Annotated in this window: 14 protein-coding genes; 10 read left to right on the top strand and 4 right to left on the bottom strand. The window is 64.0% G+C overall.

Features of this window, described 5'->3' with window-relative positions; genetic code table 11:
* Positions 1-2: 2 nt before the first annotated feature.
* A complete protein-coding gene (locus AC07VH_RS02385; RefSeq protein WP_494786638.1) occupies positions 3-797 on the bottom strand; it encodes an SDR family NAD(P)-dependent oxidoreductase in 795 nt (264 codons plus the stop codon).
* 70 nt (positions 798-867) lie between these two features.
* On the opposite strand from AC07VH_RS02385, the gene AC07VH_RS02380 reads away from it, so the two are divergent.
* The 7 genes from AC07VH_RS02380 to AC07VH_RS02350 all read left to right on the top strand — a co-directional run bounded on the left by AC07VH_RS02380 (position 868) and on the right by AC07VH_RS02350 (position 5,808).
* On the top strand, positions 868-1,260 hold the full coding sequence (locus AC07VH_RS02380; protein ID WP_494786637.1) for a MerR family transcriptional regulator: 393 nt from the start codon (positions 868-870) through the stop codon (positions 1,258-1,260).
* 3 nt (positions 1,261-1,263) lie between these two features.
* Positions 1,264-1,914: an SMI1/KNR4 family protein gene (locus AC07VH_RS02375; RefSeq protein ID WP_494786636.1), complete on the top strand. Its 651-nt coding sequence runs from the start codon at positions 1,264-1,266 to the stop codon at positions 1,912-1,914.
* A 100-nt stretch (positions 1,915-2,014) separates the two neighbouring features.
* The gene (locus tag AC07VH_RS02370; protein ID WP_494786635.1) at positions 2,015-2,566 is read left to right on the top strand and encodes a DUF4142 domain-containing protein; all 552 of its coding nucleotides are present in this window, start codon (positions 2,015-2,017) and stop codon (positions 2,564-2,566) included.
* 114 nt (positions 2,567-2,680) lie between these two features.
* Positions 2,681-3,067: a hypothetical protein gene (locus AC07VH_RS02365; protein ID WP_475415083.1), complete on the top strand. Its 387-nt coding sequence runs from the start codon at positions 2,681-2,683 to the stop codon at positions 3,065-3,067.
* A gap of 28 nt (positions 3,068-3,095) precedes the next feature.
* A complete protein-coding gene (locus AC07VH_RS02360; protein ID WP_494786634.1) occupies positions 3,096-3,512 on the top strand; it encodes a hypothetical protein in 417 nt (138 codons plus the stop codon).
* A 226-nt stretch (positions 3,513-3,738) separates the two neighbouring features.
* Complete coding sequence (locus AC07VH_RS02355) at positions 3,739-4,206, top strand: cache domain-containing protein (RefSeq protein ID WP_475415081.1); 468 nt, start codon at positions 3,739-3,741, stop codon at positions 4,204-4,206.
* A gap of 51 nt (positions 4,207-4,257) precedes the next feature.
* A complete protein-coding gene (locus AC07VH_RS02350; protein ID WP_494786633.1) occupies positions 4,258-5,808 on the top strand; it encodes a methyl-accepting chemotaxis protein in 1,551 nt (516 codons plus the stop codon).
* Positions 5,809-5,813: 5 nt separating this feature from the next.
* Here the strand turns inward: AC07VH_RS02350 and AC07VH_RS02345 are convergent, their stop codons facing one another.
* Together AC07VH_RS02345 and cadR are read right to left on the bottom strand one after the other, a co-directional pair.
* On the bottom strand, positions 5,814-6,896 hold the full coding sequence (locus AC07VH_RS02345; protein ID WP_494786632.1) for a hypothetical protein: 1,083 nt from the start codon (positions 6,894-6,896) through the stop codon (positions 5,814-5,816).
* Positions 6,897-6,908: 12 nt separating this feature from the next.
* Positions 6,909-7,340 carry a Cd(II)/Pb(II)-responsive transcriptional regulator gene (gene cadR, locus AC07VH_RS02340; RefSeq protein WP_034787498.1) on the bottom strand — a complete coding sequence of 144 codons (432 nt, stop codon included), beginning with the start codon at positions 7,338-7,340 and terminating at the stop codon, positions 6,909-6,911.
* Between the two features lie 100 nt (positions 7,341-7,440).
* Here cadR and AC07VH_RS02335 point away from each other — a divergent pair, with 100 nt between their 5' ends.
* From AC07VH_RS02335 to AC07VH_RS02325, 3 genes are all read left to right on the top strand, one after another.
* Positions 7,441-9,720 (top strand): heavy metal translocating P-type ATPase, encoded by a 2,280-nt coding sequence (locus AC07VH_RS02335; RefSeq protein WP_494786631.1) that lies wholly within the window; start codon positions 7,441-7,443, stop codon positions 9,718-9,720.
* Between the two features lie 84 nt (positions 9,721-9,804).
* Positions 9,805-11,253, top strand: coding sequence for an alpha/beta fold hydrolase (locus tag AC07VH_RS02330; protein WP_494786630.1), 1,449 nt, complete (start codon positions 9,805-9,807; stop codon positions 11,251-11,253).
* A 29-nt stretch (positions 11,254-11,282) separates the two neighbouring features.
* Positions 11,283-12,335 (top strand): alpha/beta fold hydrolase, encoded by a 1,053-nt coding sequence (locus tag AC07VH_RS02325; protein WP_494786629.1) that lies wholly within the window; start codon positions 11,283-11,285, stop codon positions 12,333-12,335.
* Between the two features lie 4 nt (positions 12,336-12,339).
* On the opposite strand, the gene AC07VH_RS02320 is transcribed toward AC07VH_RS02325, so the two are convergent.
* Entirely contained in the window at positions 12,340-13,818 is a 1,479-nt protein-coding gene (locus tag AC07VH_RS02320) for an MFS transporter (protein ID WP_494787102.1), read from the bottom strand.
* Positions 13,819-13,928: the final 110 nt, after the last annotated feature.

Here is a 13,928-nt window from a genome sequence, read left to right as displayed (position 1 = left end):
GCCTACGCCGCCTTCGGCTTGAGCATGCCTTCCACGATGCCCAGCACGGTCTGACGGGGCAGCAAGCGCGGCAGCCAGGCCAGCAGCCGGTTGGGCCGGCCGGCCACGTGGCTGCTGCGACCCCGGTCCAGCGCGCGCAGCGCTTCATCGACGACGGCTTGCGGCGCCATGCGCTGGCCCACGGCCGCTTCGGGCGCGGCCACCACGTCGAAGAAAGCCGTGTCCGTGGCGCCCGGGCACAAGCCCAGCACGCGCACGCCGCGGCTGCGGTTTTCCGCCCACAGCGCTTCCGAGAACGACAGCACGAAGGCCTTGCTGGCGCCGTAGACCGCCATGTAGGGATCGGGCTGCAGGGCCGCCGTGGAGGCCACGTTGATGATGGCGCCCCGTCCCTGGGCCAGCATGTGCGGCAAGACGCAGTGCGTCAGTTCCATCAGGGCCGTGCAATTGACGGTCACTTCGCCAACTTGCCGTGCAAGATCGATGCTTTCGAAGCGGCCATGCGTGGCAAAACCCGCGTTATTGATCAGCACGTCGGGCGGCATGCCCAGCGCGCAGGCCTGTGCATGGGCTTGCGCCGCCGCTCCCGGCAGGCTCAGGTCCGCCACCAGCGCGTGGGCGCGGATGCCGTGGCGTTGGGAAAGTTCGCTGGCCAGGCTGTCGAGCACGGCGCCCGAGCGGGCCAGCAGCAGCAAATGCGCGCCGCGTGCGGCCAGGGTTTCCGCAAAGACGCGGCCGATGCCGGACGAGGCGCCCGTGATCAGCACGGTCTGCTTGGTGTAATTGAAAGCGGTCATGGCAGCGGTGTGGAGTGAATGAGGTTTTCACTGTAAACTGTGGTCTTTAGTCAACGGTCAACGGGAATCGATGCGCATCGGAGAAATCACCCGCCTGACGGGCGTCAGCAAGGACACGGTGCGCTTCTACGAGCGCCAGGGGCTGCTGGACGAAGCGCCGCAGCCGGGTTTGACGAATAACTACAAGGAATATTCGGCGCAGGCCTTGCGGCGGATCGAGCTGATCGGCCACGCCAAGGCGCTGGGCTTTACCTTGAAGGAAATCGCCGAAGTCATTGCCGTCTGGCAGGAAAATGCCCTCGATGCGGAGACCAAGCGGGCCATGCTGGAAACGAAAATCGCCCAGATCGACGACAAGGCCCGCTCGATGGCCGTGCTGCGCGCAGGACTCGTCGATGCGTTGGCCAAGGTGGAGACGGGCTGCGAGGACGGCATCGCGGCCGCCAGAAATTTACAAGGATAATCAATGACTTATTACACGCAGTACCGCCACCTGGCGCTCGAGGGCGCCAAGCCTGCCCCCACGGCGCAGCAGATCGCCGCCATCGAAACCCTGCTGGAAGCACCGTTGCCGCCCGCCTTCCTGACTTTCCTGCAAGCGGCCAACGGCGCCTGGTTTGATTACACCTGCGATGTGCCGGACGGCAATGGCGGCGTGGAAAAAATGGGTTTCAATACCTTTTTCAGCGCCGACGAAGGCGATTTCTGCGATGAAACGTTGGTAGGCGAAATCCGCGCCGCCCGCCAGCATACGGACATGCCCGTGAAAATCCTGCCCTTCGCCCGCGATGGCGGCAATTCCATGGTTTATCTGGATTTGACGGAGGAAGGCGGCGGCCGCGTGCTGGCTTATGTACAGGAGTTGCCGGACTGGACGGGCAAGCGCGCCCACGGCCTGATGACACTGGCGCCCTCGTTCGATGCCTGGCTGGACAGTCTGTATATCGACCGCGACACGGTGCTCGATGAACTCGAACACAGCGTCTCGGAGCCCTCGCACCTGGACGCGATGGCGGAATGGCTCGATATCGGCATGCCCGCCTGGCGGCGCGATGCCGGCATCGCCGCCTTGTTTGCCCTGAAGCAAGTCGAACTGTGCGCTAACGAACAGGACTAGTCCTACGGGCATGATCGCGACTGTCCTATGGGTGTGCGCAGGCTGCTGGCTTAACATTGTCATCAGCTTGCAGAAAAAACCACACCCGAAAGGAGTTTCCATGCCTATCCCTACCACCAGTTCCCGCGCGCCCTCCCTGAAAAGCGTGGCCATCGGCGCCGCCGTGGCGTTGCTCAGCGGCATCGCCATCAACAGTATCGCCGCCGCCGCGCCAGGTGCGTACGACAAGCAATTCCTCAGCAAGGCGGCCGACGCGGGCAGCACGGAAATTGCCGCCAGCAAAGTGGCGCAAAGCAAAAGCAGCAATGGGGAAGTGAAGAAATTCGCCGATGCCATGGTGGCGGACCACACGAAAGTGGCCGACGAGCTGAAACAGCTGGCCAGCAGCAAGCACATCGAGGTCAGCGACCAGCCCGGCAAGAAGCACCAGGCGCAGATCGACAAGCTGAGCCGCCTGGAAGGCAAGCAATTCGATACGGAATATGCGGCCAGCATCGGCGTGGCGGCGCACAAGGAGGCCGTGAAACTGTTCACGGATGCCAGCCAGAAGGCGAGCGATCCCGATATCAAGGCCTTTGCCGCAAAAACCTTGCCAGCGTTGCAACACCATCTGGAAATGGCCAATACCCTGCGGGCGGCCTTGCCGAAATAGATCGCCATATACAGCAATAAACGGGAAAATACTTGCCGTACGTGCTGTACAGCAAGTATTTCCGCTCTTGGCATACAATGCGGCTCACTCAGTTTCAGGCTCCGCCATGACCTCATGCAGCTACTCAAGAAAACCGGCCTGATTGCCGCCGCCCTCCTGTTCTCCATCGTTCTGGCCGCCTGGCTGTTCATCAAGGTGGCGGCGGCCCGCAATGCCACCGTGTACGCCCAGGAATGGAACGATCAGCGCACGTGCGTCATCAAGACCTATGTGCCCCACTACGGCGACGGCGTGCCGCAGAACATCGTGCGCGCACTGAGCACGTCCACGTTTTTCCGCGTCTACCACAAGGATGGCACCTTGCTGGAAAGCACGGAATGGGTGCTGGACATGCATGAAGACGGCATCCTCGACCATGCGCGCTGGGGCCAGAACCAGACCCGCGCCATCTACCCGACGGACATGGGCGACGAAGGCTGGACCTTGCCCGAATGCGCGTAACCCTTTAGCAATCAAACGAAAGACTCCCATGCTGCGAGGCCCCTGGAGCGACGCTCCCTATTTCCCCACGCTCCACTATTTCCTCGGCCCTTTCGACGTGTATGACCGCGAAGAAACCATGGGTGTGGAGCTGGACAGCTGGGACATGAACGACCCGGTCCAGCGCGCGGCCCTGATACGGCGCGACATCACCTCGCAATACAAGGAACTGAGCTACCGCCACCGCCACGCGCTGGTGGCCGTGCTGGCGCAGGCGCTGCAAGACCCCGGCTACGATTTCCAGGCCATCCTCGAGCATGATCCCGAAAGCACGCACGCCCTGCCCGCCATGTGGGATGAGATGGCCGATCCGCGCGCCTTCTTTGCCGATATCTACCGGCTGGTCCGGCAGGATTGGGCCGACGACCTGGCCAGGGCGGCGGCGGAAGACCCGTCCGACTGGTAGCGCGGCGCGGACGCCAAACTATCGCCACGATAGCCTGGCCCCTGCTTTTCACTCTGTAAACGCGATTGCGGCCAAGTGCGCGTGGCGTTGCAAAAACGCCCCACTCAAAAAAAATCTGTTGCACCAGCGCATGTCCACTGGCATCGCGCTACCATGAACCGTCAGCACGCCCCCAACCGCACCGGTTTCCCGCCGGCTTTCCTGCCGCAATGTGAAGGAGATTCTCATGCCCAAGTTCGCCCCTGCCATTTGCCTGCCGCTCCTGCTTGCCGTCGGCATGCTGCCCTGTATCGCCAGCGCTGCCGAAGGCGGCGCCACGCGCGCCGATGCCGAAGCCATGGTCAAGAAAGGCGTGTCCTACATCAAGAGCGCCGGCGACGCCAAGGCGTATGGCGAGATCACGGCCAAGTCGCCGCAATTCATCCTGCACGACCTGTACCTGGTCGTGTATAAACTCGACGGCACGGTGGTCGCGCATGGCGCCAACCCGAAAATGGTGGGCAAGAACTTGATCGAACTCAAGGATATCGACGGCAAGGCCTTCGTCAAGGAGAGAGTCGACCTGGCCAAGAGCAAGGGGACGTTCTGGCAGGAATACAAGTTCACGAATCCGGAAACCAAGAAGATCGAGCCCAAGGTGATGTATTGCGAGAAACTCGCCGAAACCGTCGTCTGCGGCGGCATCTACCTGTAGCCAGCCGCCGCGCCGGGATGGTTTTCCGCTCTCTTGACGATATGGGTTCCGATGAAAATCGCACAAAAGATGTTGATCGTCCCGGTGGTCGCGCTGGCTTGCCTGCTGGCCATGGGGGCCTTGTCCTACTTCGCCATGCAGCAAAACGAAAGCCGCATGCGCGAACTGAAAGACGTCACCCTGACGGCGGAGCGGCTTGCCAACCAGCAAGCCATTGCCCTGGGCCAAGTCCACGCCGACGTATATGCGAAGATCGCCATCGCCGCCAGCCTGTCGGACGAACAGTTCAAGCAATTCGGCGCGCAAACGGATGGCCAGCTCAATGCCATCGCGCAAGGCTTGAAGGAACTCAAGCAATTCTCGGGCGCCGCCACGGAAGCGGACCAGGCCCTGCCGGGCCTCGAGCGCTACCGTGCCAGCGTGGCGCAGGCGCTGGACCTGGCCTCGATGGACCCGAATACGGGCGTGGCGGCGATGCAAAATGCCGCCACGCACTACCAGCAAGTGCGGGGGCAGCTGCGCCAGGTGTTGCTCAACCTCGACCACCGCACCGTCGACGCGCTGCAGGAGACAAAAAACGCGGGCCAGCGCGCCGGCTGGCTGTCGCTGGGCACCATGGCCATCGGCTTTGCCCTGCTGGCCCTGATCGCCACCTGGGTGGCCCGTTCCGTCGTGCGGCCCATCGATGAAGCCTGCCGTGCCGCCGAGTCGCTGGCCGCCGGCGACCTGACCATGCGCATCGATGCGCGGGGCGACGACGAGGTGGGCAAGCTGTCGCGCGCGCTGGCCACCGTCTTGAAAAACTGGAACACCTTGTTGGGCGACATACGTCAGGCGGGCTCCACCATCACGGTGGAAGCGAGTGAAATTGCGTTGGGCAATGCGGACTTGTCGGCCCGCACGGAGTCGCAAGCCCATTCCCTGCAGGAAACAGCGTCATCCATGCATGCGCTGACCGATACCGTGCGGGAAAACGCCAGCCACGCGCACCAGGCCAACCAGATGGTGCTGTCGACCTCGAACGTGGCGCTGGAAGGCGGCCGCGTCGTGGGCCAGGTGGTCGAGACGATGGGCTCGATCAAGGCCAGTTCCGGGCGCATCGTCGACATCATCGCCGTCATCGACGGCATCGCGTTCCAGACGAATATCCTTGCCTTGAACGCGGCCGTGGAAGCGGCGCGCGCGGGAGAACAGGGGCGCGGTTTTGCCGTCGTCGCCACGGAAGTACGGGGCCTGGCGCAGCGCTCGGCCACGGCGGCGCGCGAAATCAAGCAGTTGATCGAGGATTCCGTTGCCAGGATAGAAACAGGCAGCGAGCTGGCCGACAGCGCCGGGCGCACCATGGGCGATATCGTCGCCTCCGTTCAGCAGGTGACGGAAATCATGAACGACATCACGGCGGCCAGCCAGCGCCAGAGCAAGGGCATCGAGGAAGTCAACAATGCCATCACGGAAATGGACGAATTGACCCAGCGCAATGCCGCCCTCGTCGAGCAATCGGCCGCCGCCGCGCAAAGCATGCAGGATCAGGCGCATGATCTATTGCGCGTGGTCGACGCCTTCCGCCTGGGCGACGGCGGCCCGCCGCTGCTGCCGCGCTAGTCGCGCTAGTACCGCTGCGGCATGGCGGCCCGGGAACAGGCTTGCATGGCCTTGCCTGTCTTGACCAGCGCGGTGTCGGTTTCCCGCCGCAAGACATTGCCCATGCGGAATTGTTGATGGTAATCACCGAGCATGGCGGCATACAGGAAAACCTGATCCCGCCTGCGCCAGACGGCACTGTAGTTGCTGCCGGGAGCGACGGGCATGGCGCCGATGAAATAACTGTACAGGCCGCTAATCTTCTTCTTGTGCAGCCATTCCATCAATTGCACGATGCGGTACTGTTCCAGCAAGCTCAGCTCGCTGACATTGGCGCCGGACAGGGCGTAATACAGCTCCAGACGGGCCATCCAGTTGCCCTTTTCGCCTGCCGCCACCAGCGCATTCCAGGCGGGACCGGTGCGAACCTTGGCCACCTCGTCAGGCGATCCCAGCCAGGCCTCGACGGCTGCCTGGTCCGGCACGGGGCCATAGTAGGCGGGTGCGCGGCAGACGAACTGGCGCGTGTCGGGCCCGTCCTCCTTGAACTCGTCGGCGATGTACCGGGAGACCTTGTCGCCGATGCCCAGCAGGCGCTTGCCATAGCCGTCCAGGGTCCAGCTCGAAGGCAGGCGGCCCAGCCAGGCCAGCGCATCGTCGTTGGCCCGGGCTTCCACCGCATAGGCGGCGATTCTGGCCTGCATTTTCAATTCTTTCTGCTGCTCCGCCAGCTTGAGCGCCTCTTGCTCCTCGTCATAGCGGCTCGTGGTCTTGGCCAGCTTGACGCAATCTAGGAAAGCCTCGGGCGCGCCCTGCCAGCACCGGGCCGGCACCTTCAGCTGCCAGCGCATGCTGACGGTTTTCAAAATATAGTTTTCTTCGCCCTCTTCCCCTTTGAGATAGGCGCGGCCGTCCGCTTTGGTCACGCCCTTTGTCAGCTGCTTGCCGCCCGCCGTGCTCCAGGTGTACGGATCATCGTCTTGCGGCACGCCGGGCACGGCGTACAGGGTCAGGTAATGGCCGGCGGCGGCCGGCGCATCGGCCGCATGGCACAGCGGCGACAGCAGGGACAAGGTGAGTAAAGTTTTTTTAGGCAACAGTTTCAGCATGCAGCAATCGGTTCAATGAAGTTCGGTATGGCAGGCGCAGTCGTGGCCGCTGGCCGCCTCGGACAGGTTTTGCAGAATCGCGCAGTCTTGCGACGGCTGCGGCTGGTCGCACTGGTGGCGCAGGGTTACCAGCTGCTGCTGCAGAGTTTGCAAATTCGCCATCTGCTCGGCGATGCGCAGGATATGGTGGTCGAGCAATTCGTTGACGCTCTGGCAGCCTTCGGCCGGATTGTTCTTAAATTCCAGCAAGGCGCGGATATCCGTCAAGCCGATCTGCAAGGAGCGGCAATGGCGGATGAATTGCAGCCGTTCCTGGTGTTCTTCGCGGTATTCGCGGTAGCCGGCGCTGTTGCGGCCCGGTTCCTGCAGCAAGCCCGCCTTTTCATAGTAACGCACGGTTTCCACGTCACAATCTGTCCGTTTGGCCAGTTCTCCGATACGCATGGCATCCCCTTTTTCATTCCAACTTGCAAATTCCGCTTGACCCTGTAGCGGCTACAGGGTTTCTAATGGAAGCATACACCAAACCGGAAGGACGAATGCGATGCCGCACGATAGCCACGATCATACCCACGAGCACAAGCACGACCATGAGCATGAGCATGCACCCAAGGCGGCCAGCTGCTGTTCCAGCCAGCATGCGTGCTCGTCCACACCTGCAGTCAATGCTGCGCCAGCCCTGCCCAGCACTCCCGTCGCCGGCGCCAACACGGCCAAATACCGTATCGCCAACATGGATTGCCCCACGGAAGAACGGCTGATCCGCAACAAGCTGGCCAATATGGCGGGCGTCGTGGGCCTCGATTTCAACCTGATGAACCGCGTGCTCGACGTGCATCACACCCTGGCCTCGCTGGCCACGGTGGAAGCGGCCCTGCACGGCATCGGCATGCAGGCGATTCCCATGGAAGCGGACGCTGCCGTCGCGCGCGACCCGAACGAAGGCAATCTGCCCGGCCTGCAAAAAGGCTTGCTGGTGGTCTCCGGCCTGGCCGCGTTTGGTGCCGAGGCGCTGGCGTGGACCACGCATGCAGACAGTTCGCCCCTCGTCATCGCCCTGGCCCTGCTGTCTATCGCCACGGGCGGCTGGCCGACCCTGAAAAAGGGCTGGATTGCCCTGAAGACCTTCACCCTGAACATCAATTTCCTGATGAGCCTGGCAGTCTTCGGCGCCATCGCCATCGGCCAGTGGCCGGAAGCGGCCATGGTCATCTTCCTGTTCGCCATCGCCGAGCTGATCGAGGGCTTGTCCCTGAACCGCGCGCGCAACGCCGTGCACAGCCTGATGCAGCTGGCGCCGGACACGGCGACCGTCGCCGACGCCGGCGGCGCCTGGCAGCAAGTATCCGTCGCCACCGTGGCCATCGGCGCGACCATGCGCGTGAAACCGGGCGAGCGCATCGCCCTCGACGGCGTGGTGGCCAGCGGCGAATCGTCCGTCAACCAGGCGCCGATCACCGGTGAAAGCATGCCGGTGGACAAGACCGTGGGCGACGTCGTGTATGCGGGCACCATCAATGAACGGGGCTTGCTCGACGTTACCGTGACGGCCAACAGCGGCAACAGCACCCTGGCGAAAATCGTCAAGGTGATCGAGGAAACTCAGGGAAAACAGGCGCCCACGCAGCGCTTTGTTGACAATTTTGCCCGCTACTACACGCCCGCCGTGGTCGTCTTCGCCATCCTCGTGGCCGTGCTGCCGCCCTTGTTGCTGGGTCAGCCCTTCATGGCGTGGGTCTACAAGGCCTTGGTGATGCTGGTGATCGCCTGCCCGTGCGCGCTCGTCATTTCCACGCCCGTCACGGTCGTCAGCGGCCTGACGGCGGCCGCGCGGCGCGGCATTTTAGTGAAAGGCGGGCAATTCCTGGAAACCGGCTACCGCATCAAGGCCATCGCCGTCGACAAGACGGGCACCTTGACCATGGGCAAACCGGCCGTCACGGACGTGGTTGCCATGGAGGGCAGCGACCGCGACACCATCCTGCTGCTGGCCGCCAGCCTGGACGCCAATTCCGCCCACCCGCTGGCCGCCGCCATCGTCAAGGCGGGTCCGCCCGCCGGCAGCCACTTGCCCGTCACCCAGTTTGCCGCCCTGCATGGACGCGGCGTGCAAGGCAATATCAATGGCCAGACCTATTATCTGGGCAATGCGCGCCTGATGACGGAGTTGAACGTGCTGACGCCGGCACTGCAAGCCATCCTGGCGCGGCTGGAACAGCAAGCCTACACGGCCATGGTGCTGGCCACCCCGGCCGGTGCGCTGGGGGTGATCGCCGTGGCCGACGTGCTGCGCCCCACGGCGGCGTCCGCCATCGCCCGCCTGAATGCGCTGGGCGTGACCACCGTGATGCTGACGGGAGACAATCTGCTGACGGCGCAGCGCATCGCGGCCGAGGTGGGCGTGAGCCTGGTCAAGGCGGAATTGCTGCCGGAAAACAAACTCGATGAAATCAAGGCCTTGCAGCAGCAGTTTGGCGTGGTCGCCATGCTGGGCGACGGCGTCAACGACGCTCCGGCCCTGGCGCAGGCCGACATCGGCTTTGCCATGGGCGCGGCCGGCAGCGACACGGCCATCGAAACGGCGGACGTGGCCCTGATGGACGATGAATTGGGCAAGTTGCCTGAATTCATCAGCCTGAGCCAGCGCACGCGCAGCATCCTCGTGCAAAACATCAGCTTTGCCATCGGCATCAAGGCCGTGTTCTTCGGCCTGGCGCTGGCCGGCACGGCGACCTTGTGGATGGCCGTGTTCGCCGACGTGGGCGCCAGCCTGCTGGTGGTGGCCAACGGGCTGCGCTTGTTGCGCAATAACAAGCAGGCATAGTCTCGCGCAGAAATATTTCCATCTGGACAATTGGTGTAAAAAACGCTACTTTGGCGGCTGTTCCCACCGCCGCCAAAGTAGCCGATGACCTTACTGCCCCGTTTGCCCCTGCTGGCCGCCCTGCTGGCTGGCACCTCCCTGCATGCCGAACCGATGTTTTTCACGCCCTGCTCCGATACGGCCGCCCCCGGTAGCCTGTGCTCGGGCTTGAACGTGCCCGGCAGCTACGATGCCCAGGGCCGCGCCGTCGGCGACGCGGATGCCATGCACGTCTTCGTGCGCAAGTTTGCCGCCGATGTGCCTGCAGGCAAGCCCGCCAAGGGCACCGTGTGGCTGGTGGCGGGCGGCCCCGGCGAATCGGGCGCTTCGTTCTACAGCCTGCTGCCCACCCTGCGCCGCAGCTTTCCCGGTTTCGAATTCCTCATTCCTGACCATCGGGGCACAGGCCACTCGTCGCGCCTGTGCAAGGTGGAAGAGTCGGAACAGAGTCCCGGCGGCCGCGCCCTGGCCGGCGCCGAATGGGCCAGCTGCTTCAAGGGCATCAATCTGATGCCCGAATACGCGGCGCAGTTTTCCATCACCACGGCCGCGCGCGACTTGAAAGCCTTGATCGAGGGCGAACGGGGCAAGAGCAAGCGCAAGCAGCCGCCCGTGTATGTATACAGTGTGTCGTACGGCACGCAGCTGGTCTTGCGCACCTTGCAGCTGGGGCCGCTGCCCGTCCAGGGCGTCATTTTTGATTCGCTGGTGCCGCCGCAAACGGATGCGCGCTGGGACTTGAGCCAGCGTTCGCACGTGGTCAACCAGGTCGGCCTGCAGGTGCTGGCCCGTTGCGACGCGGATGCGGCTTGCCATGCGGCATTGGGCGAGCCGGCCGAAGCCTTGTACCGCCGCGTGCTGGAGAAGGCGCAAGCCGATCCTGCCCTGCTGGCGAAGATTCCCGGCAAGAACCTGAAAAACTTCGTCGGCGGCATGCTCGACGTGCCGGCCGCCCGCGCCCGCATCCCGTATCTGCTGCACGACCTGGACCGGGGCGGCGAGACGGAACTGGCGTCCGTGCGCGCCACCCTGACGCAGGCGGCGGCCGGCCTGGGCAGCTATCCCCAGTCGCCGCTGTCGATTCCGCTGGTCAGCATCATCAGCAATTCGGAAAACAATCTGCAGCCCTCCTTGCGCCCCGGCTGGACGGCCGCCGACCTCGAGCGCGAAGAGGCGGACTTGCTGTTGACCAGTCCCCTGCCCCGCATCCTGCTGGGCGGCGGCTTGCCCACCTACCCGCGCGACGCCTATTTCGGCGCCTTGCCGGCAGAAGTGCCGACTACACTGGTGCTGCAGGGAACCCTGGACCCGAAGACGCCGTACGCGGGCGCGCAGGCGCAAGTGCAGGCCTTGACGCAGCGCAAGGCGGGCAAGGTGGCCCTGGCCACCGTGCACAACGCCCCGCATTTCATCCTGTGGACGGCGCCGGCCTGTTTTGAGCAAGCCACTACCCGTTTTATTGCCGGCAAACCGGCGCGCGATTGCACGCTGTAGTTCCCCCCTACTATATAGAAGAGGATGATATGCGCATCACAGGCCTGGCATTGCTGCTGTTAAGCTGTTTCGGCGTGGCACAAGCGGCGGCGCCCGCCGCGCCGTCCATCTGCGCCTCGCCCGCGCAAGCCGTGCGCGAACAGGGCTATGTGCCCATCAATGGCATCGAACAATGGATCACGGTCACGGGCGCCGCCTGCGGCAATCCCGTGATCCTCTTCATCCATGGCGGCCCCGGCAACGCGCTGAGTCCCTACGCGGAGGCCATCTATGCGGGCTGGGAACGCCATTACACCCTGGTGCAATGGGACCAGCGCGGCGCGGGCATGACGTATGCGAAACAGCGTCCGACGGAAGACGTGCCCTTGACGGTGGAACAGATGCGCGACGACGGCATCGCCGTGGCCCGCTATCTGCGGCAGCGCCTGGGCAAGGACAAGCTCATCTTGATGGGCAGTTCCTGGGGCTCGATCCTGGGCGTGCACATGGCCAAGGCGCAGCCGGAGCTATTCCACGCCTACATCGGCACGGCGCAGGTGGTCAATGCGCGCGACAACGAGGCCGGCATGTACCGCGAAGTGCTTGCGCTGGCGCAAGCGGCCGGCGATACCGCCACGGTGGACAAGCTGACGGCGCTCGGTGCACCGCCATGGACCGATCCGCGCAACTTCGGCATCCTGCGCCGCTTCGACCGCAAATATGAGGCACTGGCAACGGATGCGCCGCCGAAGCACTGGTGGCAGCCGGCGCCGTTCTACGCCACGCCGCAAGCCTTGGCCGCCGCTGAGGCAGCCGATGATTATTCGTACATCCAGTTCATCGGCCTGCGCGGCGACGGCATGTTTGCCAAGGTCGACCTGCCCGCGCTGGGTACGCGCTTCGACTTGCCCGTGTTTTTCGTGATGGGCGAAGCGGACCTGCTGACCTCGCCCGCCATCGCGCGCACGTATTTCGACAGCATCACGGCGCCGGCCAAGGGTTTTACGGTAGTGAAACGGGCCGGACACGACCCCAATGAGGCCGTGCACGACGCCCAATGGACGGTCTTGCGCGAGCAGGTGGCGCCGCTGCTGAAGCGCTGAATAATCAGACCGCGCGGCGCGCCCGCAGATGCAGGTGGCGGATGGTGGCCGCAGCCGCCATCAGGATGCCGGAAGCCGTTGCCAGCACGACAATAAACGCCTTGTCGAAGGCCGAACGGGCCAGTTCCGACACTTGCAAGCCCAGTTCGGCCGGCAATTGCTCGGCGGCCAGCAGCGCCGCATCCAAGGTGTCATGCACGTTCGGCAACACGCCCGCGCTTTCCGGGATCACCAGGGTGGCGCTGTAGACGGCCGACATGATGGTGCCCAGCACCGTCACGCCGATCACGGCACCCAGCTCGTACGACACTTCCTCGATCGAGGCGGCCATGCCGGCTTGCTGGGGAGCCACGTTGAGCATCACGGCGCTCGAGGCGGCCGTCATGACGGCGCCCAGACCCAGGCCCAGGATCACCAGGCTGGCCACCTGGGCCGAGACGGCGGCGTCATGCAGCAGCAGATACGACGCCATGCCTATACCGGACAGCAGCAGCGAACCCCACAAGACCTTGGCCTTGTCGGCGCGCGGCAGCATGAAACCCGTCAACGGACCGGCAAACACGGACGCCAGCGGCAGCGGCAACAGCAGCAAGCCCGCTTCCAGCGGCGACAATTCCCGCACCAGCTGCATGTGCTGGCTCAGCGCCAGTTCCATGCCGATCAGGGCGGCGGACGCCACCATGGCGGCGGCCACGGCGCTGGAAAACGGCAGTTCGCGGAACAGGGCGAAGTCGATCAGCGGCTTGGCTTGCCGCTTCTGGCGGCGTACGAATTTCAACATGAAGAAGGCGCCCACGGCGAACGAGGCGGCGGCCAGCGCATACGACGGCTGCGACTTGCCCAGTTCCTTGATCGCATACACGCCGCCAAGCAGGCCCATCATGATTTGCAGCGAGCCCTTCAAGTCCCACGGCTTGTCGCGGTTACCGGCCCGTTTCGGCAGGACGACGGCAGCCAGGACCAAGGTCAGCAGCACGATGGGCACGTTGATCAGGAAGACGGAACCCCACCAGTAATGTTCCATCAGGAAACCGCCGAGCACGGGGCCGAACGCGGCACCGCCCGAGGCGATCGCCGCCCACACGCCGATGGCGAACGAGCGCTCGCGGTTGTCCGTAAAGGTCAGGCGGATGATGGACAGGGTGGCCGGCATCATCAGCGCGGCGCCGATGGCCAGCAGCACGCGGGCAAAGATCAGCCATTCGGCGGCCGGCGAAAACGCGGCGCACAGCGAGGCGATGCCGAACACGGCCAGGCCGGCAAGGAAAACGGGTTTGTGGCTCAAGCGGTCACCGAGGGTGCCGAGGCCGGGCAACAGTCCGGAGACGACCAGCGCGTAGACGTTGATGATCCACAGTTTTTGCGAGGAAGTGGCCTGCAAGTCGCGCGTCAGCGCGGGCAAGGCGGTGTAGAGCACGGTCATGTCGACCACGATCAGGAACAGGGCGCTGGAGACGATGGCCAGCGTCAGCCATTTTTTCATTGGATGCATAAACAACTCATGTATTATTTAACAACTGTCGGTTTGGATGAAACGGGTGCTGCGCAAATATTTACGTTCCAGGCTGCCACGGGCCTGGCCTTGTCGGGGGC

The sequence above is a fragment of the Janthinobacterium sp. GW821-FHT03C10 genome (assembly GCF_059420865.1).
The sequence above is the reverse complement of the archived record's forward strand: the minus strand, read 5'-3'. Positions and strand labels throughout refer to the sequence as shown.